The following is a 20,692-nucleotide window of genomic DNA, read 5'->3' on the forward strand; positions in this document are numbered from 1 at the left end:
CGCGGTTCGGTCGGTGCCCAGCATGCACGCCGGGCGCGGTCTGCCTCCGCGCCGACCGGGCCCCGGTACGGGGACCACTGGTCCCTGCCGCGAACGGCCGGAGGGGGCCGGAAAGCCGTACGGCAGGGACCGCCGGCCCAGGTCCGCCACGGCCCGCGGCTTCTAGCGTTCCGAGCCATGGAGAACGAACAGAACGCCCGGCGCCAGCCGTCGCCCACCGGGGAAGGCTGGCCGCTGGCGGCCCGCAGACTGCTGACCCGCCGTGAGGTGTCGGCCGACGGCCGGGCCGTGTTCGGCGAAGGCGACCCGAAGTGGGAGAGCTTCTACCGGGACCGCTGGGCGCACGACAAGGTGGTGCGTTCCACGCACGGCGTGAACTGCACCGGGTCCTGCTCGTGGATGGTGTACGTCAAGGACGGGATCATCACCTGGGAGCACCAGGCCACCGACTATCCGTCGATCGGCGCGGACTGTCCCGAGTACGAGCCGCGCGGCTGCCCGCGCGGGGCGTCGTTCTCCTGGTACACGTACTCCCCCGGCCGCGTGCGCTACCCGTACGTGCGAGGCGCGTTGCTGACGCTGTGGCGCGAGGCGCGCGAGCGGCTGGGCGACCCGGTGGCGGCCTGGGCCGAGATCACGTCCGACCCGGCGAAGGCGCGCGCGTACAAGCGGGCGAGGGGCAAGGGCGGTCTGGTACGCGCCGACTGGGACGAGGTCGGCGAGCTGATCGCCGCGGCCCAGGTGCACACCGTCAAGGCGTACGGCCCCGACCGCGTCGCCGGCTTCTCGCCGATCCCGGCGATGTCGATGGCGTCGTTCGCGGCGGGGGCGCGGTTCCACTCGCTGATCGGAGGCACGCTGCTGTCGTTCTACGACTGGTACGCCGACCTGCCGATCGCCTCGCCGCAGGTCTTCGGCGACCAGACGGACGTGCCGGAGGCCGCGGACTGGTGGAATGCGGGCTACCTGATCATGTGGGGCTCCAACATTCCCGTCACCCGCACGCCCGACGCGCACTTCCTGACCGAGACCCGCTACAACGGCACCAAGGTCGTCGCGGTCAGCCCCGACTACGCCGACAACGTCAAGCACGCCGACGAGTGGCTCGCCCCGCACCCGGGCACGGACGGGGCGCTGGCGATGGCGATGGGGCACGTGATCCTGCGCGAGTTCCTCGTCGACCGCGAAGTGCCGTATTTCCGGAACTACATGCGCCGGTTCACCGACGCTCCGTTCCTGGTGGCCCTGCGCGAGCACGAGCGCGGTCTCGTCCCGGACGGGTTCCTGACCGCCGCGGACCTCGGCCGCGACGAGGAACACGCCGAGTTCAAGACCGTCCTCCTGGACCGGGCCACCGGGGAACCGGTGGTCCCCGGCGGCTCGCTCGGCTTCCGGTGGGGGGAAGCCGGGCGGGGCCGCTGGAACCTCGACCTGGGCGACGTCGTGCCCGAACTGACCCTGATCGAGCGCGCCGAGGAGACGGCCGAGGTCGCGCTGCCCCGCTTCGACGAGGGCGGTACGGAGGGCGGCTCGGTCATGGTGCGGGGGGTGCCCGTGCGCCGGATCGGCGGCCGTCTCGTCACCACGGTCTTCGACCTGATGCTGGCGCAGTACGGCGTCGCACGCCCCGGGCTGCCGGGCAGGTGGCCCGCCTCGTACGACGACGCGAGCGAGCCGTACACCCCGGCCTGGCAGGAGACGATCACCTCGGTGCCGGCGGAGCAGGCGGCCCGCATCGGCCGGGAGTTCGCCCGCAACGCGGAGCGCACCGAGGGCCGGTCCATGATCGCGCTCGGTGCGGGCACCAACCACTGGTTCCACTCCGACACGATCTACCGGGCCTTCCTGGCCCTGACCACGATGACCGGCTGCCAGGGCGTCAACGGCGGCGGCTGGGCGCACTACGTCGGCCAGGAGAAGGTCCGCCCGGTCACCGGCCAGCAGCATCTGTCCTTCGCCTTCGACTGGCAGCGGCCCACGCGGCACATGGCGGGCACGTCGTACTGGTACCTGAACTCCGACCAGTGGCGTTACGAGGCGTTCGGTCCACAGGAGCTGGCCTCCCCGCTCGGCACCGGGCGTTTCCGCGGCAAGGGGTTCGCGGACACCCTCGCGCAGGCCGTCCGGCTGGGCTGGACACCCGGCCACCCCGGCTTCAACCGCAACCCGCTGGACCTGACGGACGAGGCGGCGCGGGCCGGCCGGCCGGTCGCCGAGCACGTCGTCGACGAGCTGAAGTCCGGCAGGCTGCGGTTCGCCGCCGAGGACCCCGACGACCCGGCCAACTTCCCGCGGGTGCTCACCGTGTGGCGGGCCAACCTGCTCGGCTCCTCCGGCAAGGGAAACGAGTACTTCCTGCGCCACCTGCTGGGCACCGACGCGGCCGTCCGCTCCGAGGAGACACCGCCCGAGGCCCGCCCGGAGGAGGTCGTGTGGCGCGAAGAGGCACCGGAGGGCAAGCTCGACCTGCTCGTCACCATGGACTTCCGGATGACCTCCACGGGCCTGCTGTCCGACGTCGTCCTGCCGACCGCCACCTGGTACGAGAAGGACGACCTGTCGAGCACGGACATGCACCCCTTCGTGCACGCCTTCACCCCGGCCATCGCCCCGCCCTGGCAGGCCCGCACCGACTACGACACGTTCCTGACGATGGCCGACCGGTTCAGCGAACTGGCCGCCGAGCACCTCGGCACCCGTACCGACGTCCTGGCGGTGCCGTTGCTGCACGACACCCCCGACGAACTCGCCCAGCCGGGCGGGGTGGTGCGGGACTGGAAGACCGGCGAGTGCGAACCGGTCCCCGGCAGGACCATGCCCAAGCTGGCCGTCGTCGAACGGGACTACGGCGCGATCGGGCAGAAGATGCGCGCCGTCGGCCCGCTGCTCGACACGCTGGGCACCACCACCAAGGGCGTCACCGTCCACCCGGTGCGGGAGATCGACGACCTGCGGCGCCGCAACGGCACCGTGAAGGAAGGGATCGCCGCCGGGCGGCCGTCGCTCGCCACCGCCTCCGACATGTGCGAGGCGATCCTCGCCCTGTCGGGCACCACCAACGGCCGCCTGGCCACCGAGGGCTTCCGCGAACTCCAGCGGCGGACGGGCTGCGAGGGCCTCGTGGAACTCGCCTCCGAACGCGAGGCGGAGCGGATCACCTTCGCCGACACCCGGACCCAGCCCCGTTCGGTGATGACCTCCTACGAGTGGTCGGGCTCGGAGACCGGCGGGCGCCGCTACTCCCCCTTCGTCATCAACACCGAGCACAGGAAGCCCTGGCACACCCTCACCGGACGGCAGCACTTCTTCGTCCAGCACGACTGGATCGCCGAACTCGGCGAGCAGCTCCCCGTCTACCGGCCGCCGCTGAACACCCCCCGGCACTACGGTGACGAGCACCTGCGCGAGAGCGGCCGGGCCGAGGTCACGGTCCGCTATCTGACCCCGCACTCGAAGTGGTCCATCCACTCGAACTACCAGGACAACAAGTACATGCTCGACCTGTCCCGCGGGGGACCGACGATCTGGATGTCCACCGTCGACGCCGAGAAGATCGGCGTCAAGGACAACGAGTGGATCGAGGCGTACAACCGCAACGGCGTCGTCGCCGCCAGGGCCGTGGTCACCCACCGCATGCCCGAGGGCACGGTCTACATGCACCATGCCCAGGACCGCACCGTGAACGTTCCGAAGACCGAGGTCAGCGGCAGGCGCGGCGGCATCCACAACTCGCTGACCCGGCTGCTGCTCAAGCCGACGCACCTGGCGGGCGGCTACGCCCAGTTCACCTACGCCTTCAACTACTACGGCCCGACCGGCAACCAGCGGGACGAGGTCACCGTCATCCGCCGCCGCGGCCAGCGAGTGGAGTACTGACATGCGCGTCATGGCCCAGATCGCGATGGTGATGAACCTCGACAAGTGCATCGGCTGCCACACCTGCTCGGTCACCTGCAAGCAGACGTGGACCAACCGGACGGGCGTCGAGTACGCCTGGTTCAACAACGTCGAGACCAAGCCGGGCGTCGGCTACCCGCGGCGCTACGAGGACCAGGAGCACTGGAAGGGCGGCTGGATGCTCGACCGGCGCGGGCGTCTCGTCCTGCGCTCCGGCGGCCGGGTCAAGCGGCTCCTCTCGCTGTTCTCCAACCCGGACCTGCCGGGCATCGAGGACTACTACGAGCCGGTGACGTACGACTACGACAACCTCGTCAGCGCCCCCGCCCAGGCGGACTCGCCCGTCGCCCGCCCCCGCTCGGTCCTCACCGGCAGGCCGACGGACATCACCTGGGGCGCCAACTGGGAGGACGGCCTCGGCGGCGCCCCCGAGCACGCCGGCGGCGACCCCAACCTCATGGGCGCGTGGGCCCGGAAGGTGAAGTTCGAGTTCGAGCAGACCTTCCTCTTCCACCTGCCCCGCCTGTGCGAGCACTGCCTCAACCCGGCCTGCGTCTCGGCCTGTCCGTCGGGCGCGCTGTACAAGAGGGCCGAGGACGGCATCGTCCTGGTCGACCAGGACCGCTGCCGGGGCTGGCGGATGTGCGTGACGGCGTGCCCGTACAAGAAGGTGTACGTCAACCACGCCACCGGCAAGGCCGAGAAGTGCACCTTCTGCTTCCCGCGCATCGAGGCGGGGCAACCGACGGTCTGCTCGGAGACCTGTGTGGGCCGGCTGCGCTACCTCGGTCTGCTGCTGTACGACGCCGACCGCGTCGGCGAGGCGGCCGCCACCCCCGACGAGCACGACCTGCTGGACGCCCAGCGAGGCGTCTTCCTCGACCCGGACGACCCCGGAGTCCGGGCGGCCGCACGGGAATCCGGCATCCCGGAGGACTGGCTGGACGCCGCCCGCCGCTCCCCCGTCTACGACCTCGTCATGCGCTACAAGGTGGCGCTGCCGCTCCACCCCGAGTACCGGACCCTGCCGATGGTCTGGTACGTGCCACCCCTCTCCCCCGTCCTCGACGCCGTCGGCGCGGCGGGCGGCGACCAGGACGACCCCGACCACGTCTTCGCCGCCGTCACCCGGCTGCGCATCCCTCTGGAGTACCTGGCGGAACTGTTCACCGCCGGGGACACCGACGTCGTCGCCGGGGTGCTGATGAAGCTCACCGCGCTGCGCTCGTTCATGCGGGAGCGCTCCCTGGGCGAGACCGGTGACGAAGCGGCGCTGAAGGCCGTGGGGCTCACCGCCCGCGAGGCGCAGGACCTGCACCGGCTGCTCGCCGTCGCCAAGTACCAGGACCGGTACGTCGTCCCCGCCGCGCACAAGGAGGACGCGGCCGCGCTGACCGCGATGGAGAACCGCTGCCCGGTCGAGTCGCACGGCGCCCCGGAGGAAGCCGGTGGCCGACGGGTGATGCTCGGCCTTCCCACCCTGCGCCGCAAGACCGCCGGAGGCCACTCGTGAGTCCGCTGCCCTCGACCATCCCCGCTCTCGTACGCACCCGCGTCCGCGCGGCCGTCCGCCGCCCGGGCCGGCTCACACCCGAGGAGTCGCGGGCGCGCGCCCTGCTGCTGCGGCTGTGCTCACTGCTGCTTCAGTACCCGGACGCCGAACTCACCGCCGCCCGGCCCGCGCTGGCGGCCTCCGTCGAGGCGCTGCCGCCCTCGCCCGCCGCCGAGCACCTGGCCGGTTTCACCACCTGGTTCACGGGCCAGGCAACGGACGCCCTGGAGCGGCACTACGTGGAGATGTTCGACCTGCGCCGCAGGAGCAGCCTCTACCTCACCTACTACCTGCACGGCGACACCCGACGACGAGGCATGGCCCTGCTCACCCTCAACCAGTGCTACCGGGCCGCCGGCTGGGACACCGACGGCGGCGAGCTGCCCGACCACCTGCCGGTCGTGCTGGAGTTCGCGGCCCTGGCGGGCCCCGGTGGCGGCGAGGCCCCGCTGCGTCGGCACCGGCTGGGGCTGGAGTTGATCCACCGGGCGCTGACCGACGCCGGCTCGCCGTACCGGCACGTCATGGCCGCGTTGCTCACCCTGCTGCCACCGCCCACCGAGGCGGACCGCGCGGCCGTGGCCCGGCTCGTCGCCGAGGGCCCGCCCGACGAGGAGGTCGGCCTCGACCCCTATGGGGCGTACGGCGACGGGGAGTTCGCGCCTCCGGGCACGTTCGTGCCGCCGACGGCCGCTCCGCCGACCCGTGTGCCGCCCGCGTCCACCCGTAAGGAAGGTGCCCGTTGAACACCGCATCCCTCTCCCCGTCCGCCGCAGCGTCGGTGAGCGGCACGGAGCTTCTGCTGTGGGTCGCCGTCCCCTACACCTGCCTCGCGGTGTTCGTCGTCGGGCACGTCTGGCGCTACCGCCAGGACCAGTTCGGCTGGACAACGCACACCAGCCAGCTCCTCGAACACCGCTGGCTGCGCTGGGGCAGCCCGCTGTTCCACCTGGGCGCCTTCATGGTGATCGCCGGTCATGTCGTGGGCCTCGCCGTTCCCGACTCCTGGACGGAGGCCGTCGGGATCTCCGAGCACGCGTACCACACCGCGGCCGTCTGGTTGGGTTCCGTCGCGGGCGTCGCCATGGTCGCGGGGCTGGGCATGCTGTGCGCCCGCCGGCTGCTGACCCGCCGGATCCGCGTGGGCACCGACCGCAGCGACAAGCTCCTCTTCCCCCTGCTGTGCGCGACCGTCCTGCTGGGCATCACCGCCACCGCCGCGCACAACGTGTTCGGCGCCGGCTACGACTACCGGTCCACCGTTTCGGTCTGGTTCCGCGGCCTGTTCGTCCTCCAGCCGCGGCCCGAGGCGATCGCCGGTGCCCCGCTGCTGTTCCAGTTGCACGCCCTGACCGCCTTCCTGCTCTTCGCGGCCTGGCCGTTCACCCGGCTGGTCCACGTGTGGAGCGTTCCGGTCGGATACCTCGTCCGGCCCTATCTGGTCTACCGCAGGCGGACCCCGCCGGCGGCGGGGCAGCCGCGGCCGGCCTCCGGTTCCCGGCGAGCCGCCTGACTCGCGGACCCGTACCAGGGGAAGCAACCACCGCCCGTCGCGACACAGCGGCGGGCGGTCGCTGTGTCCGCTCCGGCCTGAGCCGGGGTGGGGGCCGTTCCCCGTGCGACTCCGTCCGGGGACTTCGGCCTGTTCGGGTCGTGATCGGTCCGGCCGCCGAGGACTGCTTGACCTCCGTCCCACGAAAGGCGTCATCGCCATGGCTCGCCGCGCAGGGCATGGTGTCATGACCGGGACGGACGGACGGACGGGCCCGGGCACGGCACGGCCACCCCGCGGGTCAGTGCGATCCGGGCCGCCGCCCGGAGGTGGGTGGTCCCGGTCGGCGGGACGGGACAAGCACCGCCCGCTTCGGCACGCACCGCTTCGGGCACCTCCAGCAGCCGGCCGGGCCGGCGGGGGTCCGCCGGCCGTCGAACGGCCGAGGCCGGCACCGCCGTGATAGGCGGTGCCGGCCTCGGTGATGCCCTGTGCCGGTTCAGTGGGAGTGCACGGTGGGCGTGCGGCGGGTGAGGGCGTGCCGCACCCCGGTCCCGGTGAAGGTCAGCGCCGCCGCCGCGACCGCGGCCAGCAGGATGAGGCCGAGGGCGTAGGAGCCGTAGGCGCCGTACAGGGTGCCCATCAGCAGCGGCGGCACGAAGCCGCCCAGCCCGCCCGCAGCGCCGACGATGCCGGTGACCGTGCCGACCTTGTTGGCGGGGGCCAGCAGGGCCACCAGCGCGAACACCGCGCCGCTGCCCGCACCGAGCGCGGCGGCCATGGCGAGGAAGGCGATCGTGCCCACCGGGGCCAGGGCCGGTGTGAAGGACTGCGCGAGCGCTCCCGCCAGGACGACGGCGAGCGTGCCGGCCAGCACCCGCACCGGGCCGAGGCGGTCGGACAGCCAGCCGCCCACCGGCCGCATGGCCACCGCGAGCAGCACGAAGCCGGCCATGCGGTTGGCCGCGTCGGCCTGGGTGAGGCCGTAGCCGGTCTTGAGGTAGGTGGGCAGGTAGACCGAGAAGGCGACGTAGCCGCCGAAGGCCACCGCGTACAGTGCGGACGCCTGCCAGGTGACGCCCAGGCGCAGCGTGGCGGTCAGACGGCGGCCCAGCGGTTCGGTCGGCACGACGCGGCCGGGGGCGTCCCGCAGCACCAGCGCGGCCACCAGCGCGTAGGCCGCGAGGACGGCCGCGGTGATGAGGAAGGGCGTCGACATGCCGTGGGCGTCGACCAGCTTCACGGTGCTCAGGGCGCTGATCGCGGTGCCGCCCATGCCCATGCCGAAGACACCGATGGCAAGGCCCCGCCGCTCGGGCGGGAACCAGGAGTTCACGAAGGGCACTCCCACGGCGAAGGCGGTTCCGCCGATGCCGAGGAAGAACCCCCCGGCCAGCAGGGCGGTGAGCGAGGAGTGACCTGCCAGGCCCAGACAGAGCACCGGGACGATGGTCGCCGCCGAGACGGCCGGGAACATCACGCGTCCGCCGAAGCGGTCGGTCAGCGCGCCGACCGGGATCCGGCCCAGGGAGCCGACGACGACCGGTACGGCCACGAGCAGCGACTGCTGGAAGGAGGTCAGGTCCAGGGTGTCCTTGAAGCGGGGGCCGAGTGGGCTGAGCAGCGCCCAGGCCCAGAAGTTGACGGCGAACCCGATGGTGGCCAAGGTCAGCATCAGCCACGCCCGGCCGGGTACCGCAGCACCCGGGTCCGCGCCGCGGCTCTCCGTCATCGAAGACTGGACCATGCCGGCGTCCCTTCCCTCATACTCCCGGTGGTTCCGCGACAGGTGTCGCGGGGGACGCCGGCCGCGTGTCCCGCGGTCCGGCGATCCCTCGACCACTGTCCGCCGGGGCAGTGCCCGGGCGGCATGGGCCAGGGGTCCCCTGCCGGGGAGCTGACGGGCCTTCACACCAGGACTGACGGGCCCCCTTCTCCGGGGACCTGTGCACGGGAGTGAGCGCGGCTGCGGCCCGGTCGGCAGGTGCCGACCGGACACGGTCACCGTGACGGAGTTCCTACGGGCGCACGGGGAAGAGCCCCGCCCTCGTCCTCGCCGGTGAGGTCGGGCAGAGGGAGCGGTGCGCGTCCGCCTCGCCCAGGCTGTCAGACGGCCTCGGTCAGTGCCGAGAACTCCGCGTCGCTGATCTTCAGACCGGCCGCGCCGACGTTCTCCTCCAGATGCGCGACGCTCGACGTTCCCGGAATCGGCAGCATGACCGGCGAGCGTCGCAGCAACCAGGCCAGCGCGAGCTGTGCGGGGGTCGCGCCGTGGGTTTCCGCGAGCTTGTCCAGCGGACCGCCCGGCCGGGCCAGTTCACCGGTGGCCATGGGGAACCACGGGATGAACGCGATACCGAGCTGCTCGGCACGGTCGAGCACTGCTTCGGACTGCCGGTCCGCGACGTTGTAGCGGTTCTGCACCGAGACGATCGGCACGATCTCTCGCGCCTGCTCCAGCTCTTCCACGGAGACCTCGGACAGTCCGATGTGGCGGATCTTGCCCTCCTGCTGCAGGAGCGAGAGTTCCCCGAGTGACTCGGCCAGGGGCACCTGCGGATCGATGCGGTGGAGCTGGTACAGGTCGATCCGCTCGACGCCGAGGTGGCGCAGGCTCAGCTCGGCCTGCTGCCGCAGGTAGTCGGGCCGGCCGAGCGGACGCCAGTCGTCGGGGGCGGGACGCGTCAGGCCGCCCTTGGTCGCGATGACCAGGCCGTCGGGGTACGGGTGCAGTGCTTGGCGGATGAGGTTCTCACTGACGAACGGCCCGTAGGAGTCGGCGGTGTCGATGAAGTTGACGCCGAGGTCGACGGCGCGGCGCAGGACGCGCACTGCCTCGGCCTCGTCCTTCGGGGCGCCCCAGACGCCGGGGCCGGCGAGCTGCATCGCGCCGTAGCCGAGACGGTGGACGGGAAGGTCCCCGCCGAGGGCGAGGTTTCCTGAGGCTGCTGCGGTGATGGGGGCGGAGCTCATGGTCATGGCACCTCTCCGGTCGAGGATTGGCTGAGCAGCCTTCGGCGCCCCGGCCGCGAACGGCCGGGGGCGAGTATCCACGTCAGTGGGTCGTACGTGGCTGCGGGAACCGCTGGTCGGGTCGGTCGCACACCAGGGCAGCTACATCATTGGCTGTCATGTCGGGAGTCTCAACTACCAGAAAGGCGGGGAAGCCTGTCCGGGAGAACGTTCTTGCGCGAACACAGGCCTACAGGGCGATTGTGACGTCTGTCAACGGTGGATCTCCTTCTCCCGTGCTGCCGTGAGGACCGTGCCCGATCCCCCGTGTCCCCGGCCGTCGACTCCCGGGCAGCATTCAAGCCATGGGTTGCCCTCCGCTGCGCCGCCAATGCGCGCAGTTCCGCCTTGGGATGCCCGTGCAGCCCGGGAGAATGCCGACCCGAAGAAGGTGCCGCCGGCACCGAACACCGGGCGGCACTGCGCACGATCCATGACCGTATGTCCGTTCTCCATCGCCTTCGGGACTCCGCGGTAAGAGAGCGCCGCAGTGGGTCGGCAGAACGGACACTCACCGGCCTCGGCCTGCGTGACGGCTTTCAAACATCCACCCACACTGCGTGAGCACCTTGGCTCGAATCCGATGTGAAGGGTTGACCGGGTGGCCCTGGCATGTACTGTCTCAATGCGCGACGGCATCGTTTAGGAAGACCTCGAATAACCTCGGAGGGATCCTTGTTAGAACGGTTCGGCTGGCAGTTACACGTTAGCGCTCCACTCACTGCCGGTGAACACATCTATAACGAGGCCCACCTCCGCGAGGTAAATGGTTGCATCAGGGGGCGTGTCCGTGACCGTGTAGCCGCTGGATCGCCCACTCCTCCTTCGACGCGTCGGAGGGGTGATCCCTTGTCATGCGGGTTTTTCTGACACTTGCGCAGAGTCCGCTCTTTCCGCACGCCTGGAAAGCTCCCGGCCCGTTCCCGAGCAGCGACGACGGCCCGCTGCGCCGGCCCCGCCCCGGAATCGCGCCTCGGTGTCCGCCTGGCGCCGCATCGGCCTGGGCACCGACGGGAAACTGATCTTCCTCGGCAGAACCCATGCGAACGCGGCTGAGTCTGCTCACTGAACCATTCATCGCCGGCGCTCCGGTGTCACGGCCGCGACTGTCGTGGGCCGAGGCGGGCGGACGAACGCCACCCACCACATGGCCGAGCGTCGGAGGCGTGTGCCCCGCCAGGAGAAACGGTGCGGGATACCGGGAGCCATGCCGAGGTCGCCCGGACGATCACCGCCGTGATGACGGAGAAATCCAACTCCGTCCGTGACTCTTTCGCAGCGGAACAGCGGCTGCGACATCTCATCGAACGAACGAAGGGGAAAGTCTTGACTGAAACGCTTTCGGGTCGGCACATCGAGATCGCCTGGCCCGACCTGGGTATCACCGTGACCGCGGAACTCGACGGCCGCAACCCCGAACTCGCCGACGCGCTGTGGGAGTCGTTGCCCTACCGGAGTCTGCAGGGACACGCGCTGGTGGCGGGAGAGCATCTGTATCACGCGGCACCGATACCGTCGCTGCTGCACCTCCCCGCGTCCACGCGGATTCCGGATCGACGCGAGGCACCCAATGGGACCGTATTCTGCTCCGCGTTACAGCATTTAGGCATCAAGTACGGCACGCTTACCGAACCGATGCCGGCATCCCCGGTGGGTCAGATCCGGCAGGAGGACATACCCGGACTGCTGGAGGCGGGTCAGGCGGTCTGGGATTCGGTCTATTCGACGAAGAAACCGATCCTGGCGGAGGTCCGAAAGGCGGGAGAAGAGGGCGGTCACCGCATTCCGCATTTGACCGCCGCGAATCCCGACGCGAAGCGCCTCATCCACGACGTGTACACCGCGACCGAGCGGGCATGGCTGACCGCGCCACCGGAGCTGGCCGATCTCCACGAAGGGCTGATCCCTTCCGGGGCGGGGAGCTTCGAGACGGTGCTGCCCACCCTGCTGTTCGTCAACGGTGAGACCCGCCCGCTGGGGTACGCCACCTACGGCGGACTGGTCCGGGCCGCCGTACAGGGGATGCCGATGGACTCCCTGCGGCACATGGCGCGCCTGCTCGTCGGTATCCCGGCCGAGTTTCTGGGCTACTGCGGCCTGGAGCAGCTGTGGAGCTTCACCCAGCGCTTCCTGGACTGCCTCGACCAGATCGACCGCGACGACTTCCTGAGCGTGGTGGGCCAACTGGCCCTCTACATCAACTGCTTGGGTGGCTGGAACCTCCACCTGTACCCGTGGGAGACCGGGGACCACCTGCGCCGGCTCCGCCCCGACGCGACGGTGCGCCCGTCGTGAGCCGGCTCCCCGAACGCACGGACGTCCTCGTCATCGGCGGCGGAGTCATCGGCACCTCGGCAGCGTGCCAGCTCGCCGAGGCAGGCGTCGGCACCGTCCTGCTGGAGCGGGGAGCGCTCGGATCGGGATCGTCCGGGACCACCGCGGGCGTCGTGCGTACCTACTTTCCCGGCAACGCCCTCATCAGCAGCCTTGCCGTCCGGAGCCTGACGGCCTACCAGGCCTTCGCCGAACGGACCGGGACCGACCTCGACCTGAAGCGCATCGGCTTGCTCGTCCTGTTCTCCGAAGAACAACAGGTGCGGGAGTTCCGGCAGACCCGGGCCGCCCAGCACGCGGCCGGAGTGGACGTCGAACTCGTGACCGCCGCCGAGGCGGCGCGCCTCAACCCGCTGGTCGACGAGCGAAGCATCCTGGCGGCGGCCTGGGCACCCGAGGCCTACGCCTGTGATCCGCCCGCGATCGTGCGCGGCTATGCCACGGCTGCCCGGCGGGCCGGCGCCGTGCTGCGCACGGAGACACCCGTCACCGGCATCGACCCGGACGGGCGGGTCCACACGCCCGCGGGCACCATCCGCGCCGACACCATCGTCTGCGCGGCGGGACCCTGGGCGGGAGCCGTCGCCGCCATGGCCGGCGTGCGCCTTCCGGTGACCACCCACCCCGTCGAGATGCTCCTGACCGGCACCCCCGGCAGTACCCCTCACGGCGCACTGCCGATGACCATGCACCCGTCCAGCCTGCGGATCCGAAGCTGGGAAGACCGCATCCTCGTCGGGATGGGCCGCCCCGGTCCGGACGAAACCCGAGAGGCCTGGCTGCGACGGGTGTCCCGCCACCTCGGCACGACCTACCCCACCCTCGCCGGCAACGGCCTCGAGAACGGGTGGAGCGGAAACCTCGATGTCAGTCCGGACGGGATGGCGTTCATCGGCCGCGATCCCTCCCGCCCGTTCCTGTACGCGGCCGGCTTCTCCGGCCAGGGACTGTGCCAGGCTCCTGCCGCCGGAGAGATCGTCCGGGACCTCGTGCTCGGCAAGACGTCCTGGATCGACACGGCCGGCCTCTCCACCGCCCGCTGCCCCGGTGGTCCCGCCGCGCCCGGCTAGGAGAGACCGTTCCCGGTGGACGCGGGCGGCGAGCCCGCGTCGCGCGCCCCCCGGGGTGGGCCGGCCTCCGGAGACCCTCGTCCGGAGGCCGGCCCACCCGGCGGCCGTTCGGGCTTCGCGCAGCGTCCGCAGCGGCCTTTGTTCCGTTCTTTCGAGAGGAAAACCCATGGTGGAGCACACGGGCGGAGAGTTCGTCCGGGAGATGATGCGGTGGCACTTCAGCCCGGAGACCGGGTCGTCGTTCTGGCTGAAACGCGCCGAGACCCTCGACTTCGATCCACTGACCGATGTCCGTGACTTCGACGACCTCGGCCTGTTTCCCAATGTGGTGGACGAGCTGCGCGATGTCGGCGTCCGTGACCTGATCCCCCGTGGCTACGGTGACGACCACGGGGCGGCCGTCTACGAGAGCGGCGGCACCACCGGGCAGCCCAAGCGAGTGCCGTACAGCGCGGAGTGGCATCGGCGCAGCGTCGAATGGTTCAGCGAGCGACTGGACGCTCACGGCGTACCCCGACACGTCGACTGGCTCAGCGCGGTCCCCACCGGGCCGCACAACGTCGGAGCGATGGCGGCCGACGCCGCGTCGTCCCGGGGTGGGCTGAACTTCAGCATCGACCTGGACCCGCGATGGGTGAAGAAGCTGCTCGCGGACGGCCGGACGGACATGGCCGAGGCCTACACGGATCACCTCATCGAGCAGGTCGGCCACATCCTGGCCGGCCAGGACGTGGGCGTCCTCTTCGCCACCCCGCCGATGCTGGAGCGCCTCGCACAGCACGACGACCTGGTCGAGCTGGTGAACCGGAAGGTTCGCGCGATCATCTGGGGTGGTACGCATCTGGACGCCGACACCCGGGATCTGCTGCGCGACGAGGTGTTCTCGAGCGCCAGGTTCGTCGGCGGGTACGGCGGCACGATGATGCTGGGGACGTCGGTGGAGCGACCCGGTCTCGGTGACGACGAGCCGTGCGTGTTCGACTCCTTCGCTCCGTACACCACGTTCCGGGTGGTCGACCCCGACACCGGCCAGGTGGTTCCGTACGGCGAGCGCGGGCAGATCGTCCTGCACCACATGAGCCGGAGTGCCCTGCTGGTCAACAACGTCGAGCGGGACTTCGCGACCCGGATCGCACCGGTGACCGACGGCTTCGGTGACGCGGTCGCGGACGTCACACCCGCGGCGTCCTTCGGCGACACGACGGTGGTCGAGGGCGTGTACTGATGCTGCATCTGGACGTTCTCGGCCCCGGCGGCCCCTATCGGTCCCGGCGTCAGGAGACCATTCGAGACCTTGCCCGGAACCCGGTGGCGACACTGAGCCTCGCACCCTCGCTCTACGTCACCCGCGCGATCAAGGCCCTGCGCCGGGCGCCGGCGCCACCTGTCGGCACACGGATCGAGGCGTTCGCACAGGCGGGCCGGGCTTTCGCCGAGGAGACGATCGCGGGACTGACGCCGCAGGAATACCAGCACACCGTCAGCGCGGTCACCGGCATACCGATCACGGTGGTGCGCCATGCCACCGACGACATCGCACGGGCCGCCGAGCGGATCCGCCAGGGCGTGGAGAACGCCCGGCCGGCCGGTGCGGTCGACTCGTGGCGTGATCCGCGGGTGAGGGACGGTGCGGCGGTGTGGACCCGGCGCGGTGAGGTGTTCGCCGTCCACGCGGCGGGCAACCACCCCGCGGTGCACCAGGGTTGGTTCGACGCCCTGGCACTGGGCTACCGCGTCGCCGTGCGCCCCTCCCGCCGTGAACCGTTCACTCCGCACCGGTTGATCACCGCCCTGCGCGAGGCCGGTTTCGGCGACGAGGGCATCGCGTTGCTGCCCACCGACCACCATGTGGCCGGCGACATCCTCCGGCACGCCGACTTCGGGATGGTGTACGGCGGCGCGGATGTCGTGAGCAAGTACGCGGGCGACCCGCGCATCCTGCCGCAGGGCCCCGGGCGGTCGAAGATACTCATCACCGCCGAGTGCGCGTGGGAGCCGATCGTCGACACCCTCGTGGAGTCGATCAGCAGTGGTGGGGGCGTCGGCTGCGTCAACGCCACCGGAGTCCTGGTCGAGGGCGACCCCTCCCCCGTGGCCGCGGCGATCGCCGAGCGCCTCGCGGCACTGCCCAGTCTTCCCGCGACGGACGAACGCGCGGTGCTGCCCGTACAGCCCCTCGGCCCCGCCCGCCGCTGGGACGCGTATCTGCGGCAGCGGGCAGCGGGCACCAAGGCGTGGCTCGGCGGTGACGGCGTCGCCGATGATCTCGGCGACGGTTCCGCGGTGCTCCGGCCGGCGGTGCACCAGCTCGACAGCCCGTTCGCCGAGCAGCTCGGCATGGAGCTGGGCTTCCCCTGTGCGTGGGTCGCGCCGTGGGACCGCGACGCCGGGATCCGGCCGCTGCGCGACACCCTCGTCCTCACCGCCGTCACCACCGACGCGGACCTGATCGAGGAACTGGTGGCCGAGCCGACCATCGCCAACGTCTACGTCGGCGACCATCCGACCCCGTGGATGGAGCACGGGCTGCCGCACGACGGCTACCTCGCCGAATTCCTCATGCGCACCAAGACGATCCGATCCTGACCGGCGAGGGGGCGGTGCCCCGCACCGCCCCCTCGGCCACCGAGGTCAGCGGAGATCCGCCAGGTGCGACGTGTCGTTGAGCTTCCGCACCGTGGCGGTCCCGTCCCCGTGGTAGGCCACGGCCGACAGCGAGGCCGCCGACAGCTCCATCCGGAACAGTGACGCGGGCGGCGCGCCCAGGGCCAGCCGGATCAGCGTCCGCAGCACCACGACGTGCGAGACGACCAGCACCGTCTGTCCCTCGTACCGCGCCAGCAGCCGGTCCCGCGAGCGTGCGGCGCGGCGCGCGACCGCGGTGAACCTCTCGCCGGTTCCGCCCGGAACCGCCGCCGGAGAGGCGAGCCACGCTGCCATCTCGTGCGGATGGCGCTCGCGTACCTCGGCGAACGTCAGTCCCTCCCAGGTACCGAAGTCCGCTTCCCTGAGCCCGTCGTCGACGTGGACTTCCAGGCCGAGACGGCGTGCCGCTGTCTCGGCCGTCTGCCGGGCTCGGCGCAGCGGTGAGGACACCACCGCCCGCACCGTACCGTGTGCCGCGAGGGTCCTCCCGACGGCCTCGGCCTGCCGCCGCCCGGTCTCCGACAACGCCGGATCGGATCCGCCGCTGCCGGACAACCGCTTCTCCGGTGTCAGTGCCGTCTCACCGTGGCGCAGCAGCACAAGGGTGGTGGTTCCACGACTGGTTTCGGAGTCGGTGCGCATCGGGTCACCTCTTTCGGCCACAGCCCCCGGTCGCCGGCGGCTCGCGGCGAAGTGTGCGGTTCAGCGCAGGGCGGCGATGACCGGCGCGAAGGTCTCCATGTTGTATTCCATGACCGTGAAGTAGGTGAAGCCGTAGCGCTCGCGGCTCTCCTCGATCTGCTGCGCCATCTGAGCCGGGGTTCCGATCAGCACCGTGGGCAGTTCTTCGGGCCGGTGCGCGGCGTCGGGCGGCATCATCGGCGCGAACCTCTCGGGTACCGCGGCGCGTTCGGCGGGCGGGATCACCAACTGCACCATGACATTCAGCTCGACGGCGTCGGCGCGGTCGCCGAGCAGGCCGCGCACATAGGCGATCCGTTCCTCCGTCTGCGCGATTCCGGCCAGGTGGAGTACGTCACCGGTGGGGCTGGCCCAGCCTCCGGTGAGCGCGACGATGTCGGCGTGCTCGGCGGCCAGTCGCAGCAGTCGGTCGCCCCAGCCGCCAATCAGCAGTGGCGGTCCGGATCGTTGGGCCGGCCGTGGCTGGAATTCCGTGTCCTCGAACAGCCTACGCAAGGTGGTGACCGTGTGTTCGAGCTGTTCGACCCGCTTTCCGCCGCTGGGGAAGGGTATCTCGGCGGTGTCGAACTCGGCCTTCACGTAGCCTGCGCCGAGCCCGAGTTCCATACGTCCTTCGACGAATTGGTCGGTGCTCGCCACCTCACGCGCGAGAAGGACGGGGTTGTAGAACGGGGTGTTCAGCACGAATGTGGCCAGCCGTACCCGTTCGGTCGTTTCGGCGGCGAGCACCATGGCTGGAAAGGGTGCGGAGAATCCCAGATGATCGGCCACTCCGACGACATCGAAACCGAGTTCCTCGGCTCTACGGCACTTCGCACGCCACTCGCGTCTCGAACCGGGCACGAACATGTTGACACCGAAACGAAAAGGCCGCTGTAAAGGCATTCCGTCTGTATACCACACGATGATCAGCTCGTCATCAAGTTCGATGGGTGGGCATCATCTCCCTCGGTTGCCCATTGAAGTCTGCTCGACGACGTCAACGAGGGCCTCCCGGTCGCCGGTTGCGGATCTCGCGGATCCGCAACCGGAACCAGTGGCCCTCGCCCCGAAGCGGCCCTGAGCGGCAAGGTGCGGCTCAGCCCTGGACGTCCGCCTTCTCGGTCGGCTCCGGCTTGTCCGTGCCGGCGTTCCGCACCGCCTTCCTGGACGCGGCCAGGCTGGTGATCGTCGTGACGATCAGGACCCCGCAGATGACGCCCAGCGAGACCGGAATGGAGATCTCCGGCACGTGCAGGCTCGTCGTCTCGTGGATGCCGTGGAGGACCAGCTTGACGCCGATGAAGCCGAGGATGACGGACAGGCCGTACGACAGGTGGACCAGCTTCTTCAGCAGGCCGACGATGAGGAAGTAGAGCTGCCGCAGGCCCATCAGCGCGAAGGCGTTCGCCGTGAAGACGATGTACGGGTCCTGGGTCAGGCCGAAGATCGCCGGGATGGAGTCCACCGCGAAGAGCACGTCCGTGACGCCGATCGCCACCATGACGATCAGCATCGGGGTGGCCAGCCGCTTGCCGTTCTCGCGGATGACCATCTTGGTGCCGTGCCACTTGTCGGTGGAGGGCACCCGCCGCTCGATGGCCTTCATCAGGCGGCCTTCCTCCCAGTCCTCGTCCTCCTCACCGGCCCGTGCCTCCTGGATGAGCTTCCAGGCGGTGTAGATGAGGAAGGCGCCGAAGAGGAAGAAGACCCAGGCGAACGAGTTGATGACGGCAGCGCCCGCGGCGATGAAGACGGCGCGCAGCACCAGCGCGATCAGCACGCCGATCATCAGCACGCGTTGCTGGTAGATCGACGGGACCGCGAACTTCGCCATGATCAGCACGAAGACGAAGAGGTTGTCGACGCTGAGCGACTTCTCGGTGATGTAGCCGGCGAAGAACTCGCCGGACGCCTGCCCGCCGCCCCAGATCAGCAGGCCGACACCGAAGAGCGTGGCGAGAACGATCCAGACGATCGTCCAGACGCCCGCTTCCTTGATCGAGACATCGTGCGGCTTGCGACCGCCGATGAAGAAGTCGGCCGCGATGAGTACACACAGTCCGACGACCGTGAGCACCCACATGGTCATTGAGACGTCCAACCCCGGTCCCTCCCTATGGCGTGAGCCACCAACAGTATAGGAATGACCAAAGAAGGGTAAAGCGCGAACCAAGAGATGCTGGTGGGAGGCACGGGGGGATCGTCTCGACGTGGGCAACGGGGGGCGGTGCCGAGCCGGTTGGCGGCAAGCGCGCCCGCAAGGGTGCCGGCCGCCCGTCTCGTACACCGATCACGTCGTGGGAAGAAGCCGAGCAGCCGGATGAGGTCACGGGCTCGTTGTCGCATCGGCCGCGCGGGCGGAATGCCGGCGAACTGGCCTCGGAAATGGCGACCGGAAAACCGTAGCAAGAAGTCAAGTCGGCAAGAACCCCTAAACAGTCGGGGACGACCCCTATTCCCACCCGTCGGCCTCCACAGGCCCGTCCGCCGCTTACTAGCATCGCGCCGTGACGCAGTCCCGGCAGCCCTGGTCCGGGCCGACGGCGGCTGAACCGGGCGGATCGTCGGCGGCGACTTCCGGCGGATCGCGACGGCTTGCACTGGCAGCACGACAACCGGGAGTTCGCATGGTTTCTCGAATAGCGGTGGCGGGTGGGGGCATCGCCGGGCTGAGCGCCGCGTTGCTGCTCGCCCGCCAGGGGTACGCGGTGGACCTGGTGGAGCGGGACGGTCCCCCACCGGAGGACCTCGCCGGCATCCAGGAGTGGCAGCGGCCCGGTGCGCCGCAGGTCCGTCACCCGCACATGTTCCTCGGCTTGTTCCGGCACCTGCTGTGCACCCGGTTGCCGGACGTGCACGCCGACCTGATCGCGCACGGGGTCGACGAGGTGGACATGACCGCGCCGCCCGGGGTCGAGGCCCCCGCCGACGCGACCGACCTGGCCGGCTTCGGCTCGCGCCGGGCGACCGTCGAGTGGGTGCTGCACCGCGCCGTGCGGAAGCAGGCCGGTGTGCGAGTCCACCACGGCCTGTCCGTCCGTGAGGTCGTCGCCGACCGGGGACGGGTGCGCGGCGTGCGGGTGGACGGCGCGGTGATCGAGGCGGACGCCGTCGTGGACGCCACGGGGCGTCGCTCGCCACTGGTCGGTGCGTTCACCAAGGAGGTCGAGGAGAGCCCTTGCGGCAACGTCTACCACAGCCGTTTCTACCGGTTGCTGGACGGCGTACCGAAGCCGCCGACGTTCCTGGTGCCCGTGGTCTTCGCGGGCGGGGAGGGCTTCGGCGGCGGGCTCTACGCGCACGACAACCGCACGTTCGCGGTGGTGTTCGCCCGGCTGCCGGAGGACGAGGCGCTCGGGCGGCTGCGCGAGACCGGGGCGTTCGAGGCGGCAGCGAAGGCGGTGGCCCAGTTCGAGCCGTGGCTGCGGCCCGGCAACGCGGAGGCGATCGGCGAGGTCGTACCGATGGCCGGACTCACCAACATGTGGCGCGAGCTGTCGCCCGACGCTCCGCCCGGCTATCTGCCGATCGGTGACGTGCTCTGCACGACCGACCCCATCCTGGGCCGCGGCGCGTCCTTCGCGCTGGCCGGCGCCGCCAGGCTCGGTGACCTGATGTCCCGTCACGGGGCGGATCCGGAGGCGGTGAGCGCCGGACTGCGGGCCTACGCCCGGCACGAGGTCCGCCCTTGGTACGAGGACGGGGTCCACGACGACGTGGAGCGCACCCGGAGCTGGCGCGCGACGGTGCAGGGCCGGCCGGAGCCGCCGGCCGGACTCCCGCTGTCCGTCCTCGCCGCCCTGGCGGGTCAGCAGGACCAGCGCCTGTGGGAGCTGGCGCAGCTCCGCGCCAACCTGATGGCGCCGCCGGACAGCCTGGGCACCTCCGAGGTGCGTGAGCGTCTGGACTCCGTGCTGGCCACCGGTTGGGAACCCCCGGTGCTCTCCCCCGGCCCGTCCTACACCGAGCTGACGGACGCGCTGGCCGCGCATAGCGGCTGAACCG

The 20,692-nt window shown here is 70.7% G+C and carries 14 protein-coding genes; 9 read left to right on the plus strand and 5 right to left on the minus strand.

The genetic code is table 11. The features are described from left to right. Nucleotides 1–177: 177 nt before the first annotated feature. Genes ACH499_RS14970 through narI form a run of 4 tightly spaced genes read left to right on the plus strand, consistent with a single transcriptional unit; the run spans nucleotide 178 to nucleotide 6,962 of the window. Nucleotides 178–3,876, plus strand: coding sequence for a nitrate reductase subunit alpha (locus ACH499_RS14970; protein ID WP_399015983.1), 3,699 nt, complete (start codon nucleotides 178–180; stop codon nucleotides 3,874–3,876). Between the two features lies 1 nt (nucleotide 3,877). Next, on the plus strand, nucleotides 3,878–5,410 hold the full coding sequence (narH, locus tag ACH499_RS14975; protein ID WP_399015985.1) for a nitrate reductase subunit beta: 1,533 nt from the start codon (nucleotides 3,878–3,880) through the stop codon (nucleotides 5,408–5,410). Continuing rightward, on the plus strand, nucleotides 5,407–6,195 hold the full coding sequence (gene narJ, locus ACH499_RS14980) for a nitrate reductase molybdenum cofactor assembly chaperone (protein ID WP_399015987.1): 789 nt from the start codon (nucleotides 5,407–5,409) through the stop codon (nucleotides 6,193–6,195). The genes narH and narJ overlap by 4 nt, the downstream gene beginning before the upstream one ends. Further along, nucleotides 6,192–6,962: a respiratory nitrate reductase subunit gamma gene (gene narI, locus ACH499_RS14985; RefSeq protein WP_399015990.1), complete on the plus strand. Its 771-nt coding sequence runs from the start codon at nucleotides 6,192–6,194 to the stop codon at nucleotides 6,960–6,962. The genes narJ and narI overlap by 4 nt, the downstream gene beginning before the upstream one ends. A 478-nt stretch (nucleotides 6,963–7,440) precedes the next feature. Here narI and ACH499_RS14990 read toward each other — a convergent pair whose 3' ends face one another. Beyond that, nucleotides 7,441–8,673, minus strand: a complete 1,233-nt coding sequence (locus tag ACH499_RS14990) for a nitrate/nitrite transporter (protein ID WP_399016044.1) — start codon at nucleotides 8,671–8,673, stop codon at nucleotides 7,441–7,443. 374 nt (nucleotides 8,674–9,047) lie between these two features. After that, entirely contained in the window at nucleotides 9,048–9,920 is an 873-nt protein-coding gene (locus ACH499_RS14995) for an aldo/keto reductase (RefSeq protein WP_399015992.1), read from the minus strand. Nucleotides 9,921–11,141: 1,221 nt separating this feature from the next. Between ACH499_RS14995 and ACH499_RS15000 the strand changes: the two genes are divergently transcribed. The 4 genes from ACH499_RS15000 (at nucleotide 11,142) to ACH499_RS15015 (ending at nucleotide 15,943) form a co-directional block, all read left to right on the plus strand. After that, nucleotides 11,142–12,248, plus strand: coding sequence for a hypothetical protein (locus ACH499_RS15000; RefSeq protein WP_399015994.1), 1,107 nt, complete (start codon nucleotides 11,142–11,144; stop codon nucleotides 12,246–12,248). Then, entirely contained in the window at nucleotides 12,245–13,357 is a 1,113-nt protein-coding gene (locus tag ACH499_RS15005) for an NAD(P)/FAD-dependent oxidoreductase (RefSeq protein WP_399015996.1), read from the plus strand. The genes ACH499_RS15000 and ACH499_RS15005 overlap by 4 nt, the downstream gene beginning before the upstream one ends. Nucleotides 13,358–13,523: 166 nt before the next feature. Further along, nucleotides 13,524–14,582, plus strand: coding sequence for an AMP-binding protein (locus ACH499_RS15010; RefSeq protein WP_399015999.1), 1,059 nt, complete (start codon nucleotides 13,524–13,526; stop codon nucleotides 14,580–14,582). Then, entirely contained in the window at nucleotides 14,582–15,943 is a 1,362-nt protein-coding gene (locus ACH499_RS15015) for an aldehyde dehydrogenase family protein (protein WP_356202460.1), read from the plus strand. The genes ACH499_RS15010 and ACH499_RS15015 overlap by 1 nt, the downstream gene beginning before the upstream one ends. Nucleotides 15,944–15,988: 45 nt before the next feature. Here ACH499_RS15015 and ACH499_RS15020 read toward each other — a convergent pair whose 3' ends face one another. The 3 genes from ACH499_RS15020 to ACH499_RS15030 all read right to left on the minus strand — a co-directional run bounded on the left by ACH499_RS15020 (nucleotide 15,989) and on the right by ACH499_RS15030 (nucleotide 18,788). Next, nucleotides 15,989–16,645 (minus strand): histidine phosphatase family protein, encoded by a 657-nt coding sequence (locus ACH499_RS15020; RefSeq protein WP_399016002.1) that lies wholly within the window; start codon nucleotides 16,643–16,645, stop codon nucleotides 15,989–15,991. Between the two features lie 60 nt (nucleotides 16,646–16,705). Beyond that, nucleotides 16,706–17,590 (minus strand): LLM class F420-dependent oxidoreductase, encoded by an 885-nt coding sequence (locus ACH499_RS15025; protein ID WP_399016004.1) that lies wholly within the window; start codon nucleotides 17,588–17,590, stop codon nucleotides 16,706–16,708. A 193-nt stretch (nucleotides 17,591–17,783) separates the two neighbouring features. After that, nucleotides 17,784–18,788, minus strand: a complete 1,005-nt coding sequence (locus ACH499_RS15030) for a TerC family protein (protein ID WP_356202457.1) — start codon at nucleotides 18,786–18,788, stop codon at nucleotides 17,784–17,786. 526 nt (nucleotides 18,789–19,314) lie between these two features. Between ACH499_RS15030 and ACH499_RS15035 the strand changes: the two genes are divergently transcribed. Further along, nucleotides 19,315–20,688: an NAD(P)/FAD-dependent oxidoreductase gene (locus ACH499_RS15035; RefSeq protein ID WP_399016007.1), complete on the plus strand. Its 1,374-nt coding sequence runs from the start codon at nucleotides 19,315–19,317 to the stop codon at nucleotides 20,686–20,688. Nucleotides 20,689–20,692 lie beyond the last annotated feature (4 nt).

The sequence above is a fragment of the Streptomyces sp. NPDC018947 genome, from assembly GCF_044390505.1.
Lineage (GTDB): Bacteria > Actinomycetota > Actinomycetes > Streptomycetales > Streptomycetaceae > Streptomyces.

Excerpts from the sequence above, each read along its gene's own strand:
- ACH499_RS14970 (WP_399015983.1), top strand. The coding sequence starts at position 178 with ATGGAGAACGAACAGAACGCCCGGCGCCAGCCGTCGCCCACCGGGGAA.
- narH (WP_399015985.1), top strand. The coding sequence starts at position 3,878 with ATGCGCGTCATGGCCCAGATCGCGATGGTGATGAACCTCGACAAGTGC.
- ACH499_RS14990 (WP_399016044.1), bottom strand. The coding sequence starts at position 8,673 with ATGACGGAGAGCCGCGGCGCGGACCCGGGTGCTGCGGTACCCGGCCGG.
- ACH499_RS14995 (WP_399015992.1), bottom strand. The coding sequence starts at position 9,920 with ATGACCATGAGCTCCGCCCCCATCACCGCAGCAGCCTCAGGAAACCTC.
- ACH499_RS15010 (WP_399015999.1), top strand. The coding sequence starts at position 13,524 with ATGGTGGAGCACACGGGCGGAGAGTTCGTCCGGGAGATGATGCGGTGG.
- ACH499_RS15015 (WP_356202460.1), top strand. The coding sequence starts at position 14,582 with ATGCTGCATCTGGACGTTCTCGGCCCCGGCGGCCCCTATCGGTCCCGG.
- ACH499_RS15020 (WP_399016002.1), bottom strand. The coding sequence starts at position 16,645 with ATGCGCACCGACTCCGAAACCAGTCGTGGAACCACCACCCTTGTGCTG.
- ACH499_RS15025 (WP_399016004.1), bottom strand. The coding sequence starts at position 17,590 with ATGCCTTTACAGCGGCCTTTTCGTTTCGGTGTCAACATGTTCGTGCCC.
- ACH499_RS15035 (WP_399016007.1), top strand. The coding sequence starts at position 19,315 with ATGGTTTCTCGAATAGCGGTGGCGGGTGGGGGCATCGCCGGGCTGAGC.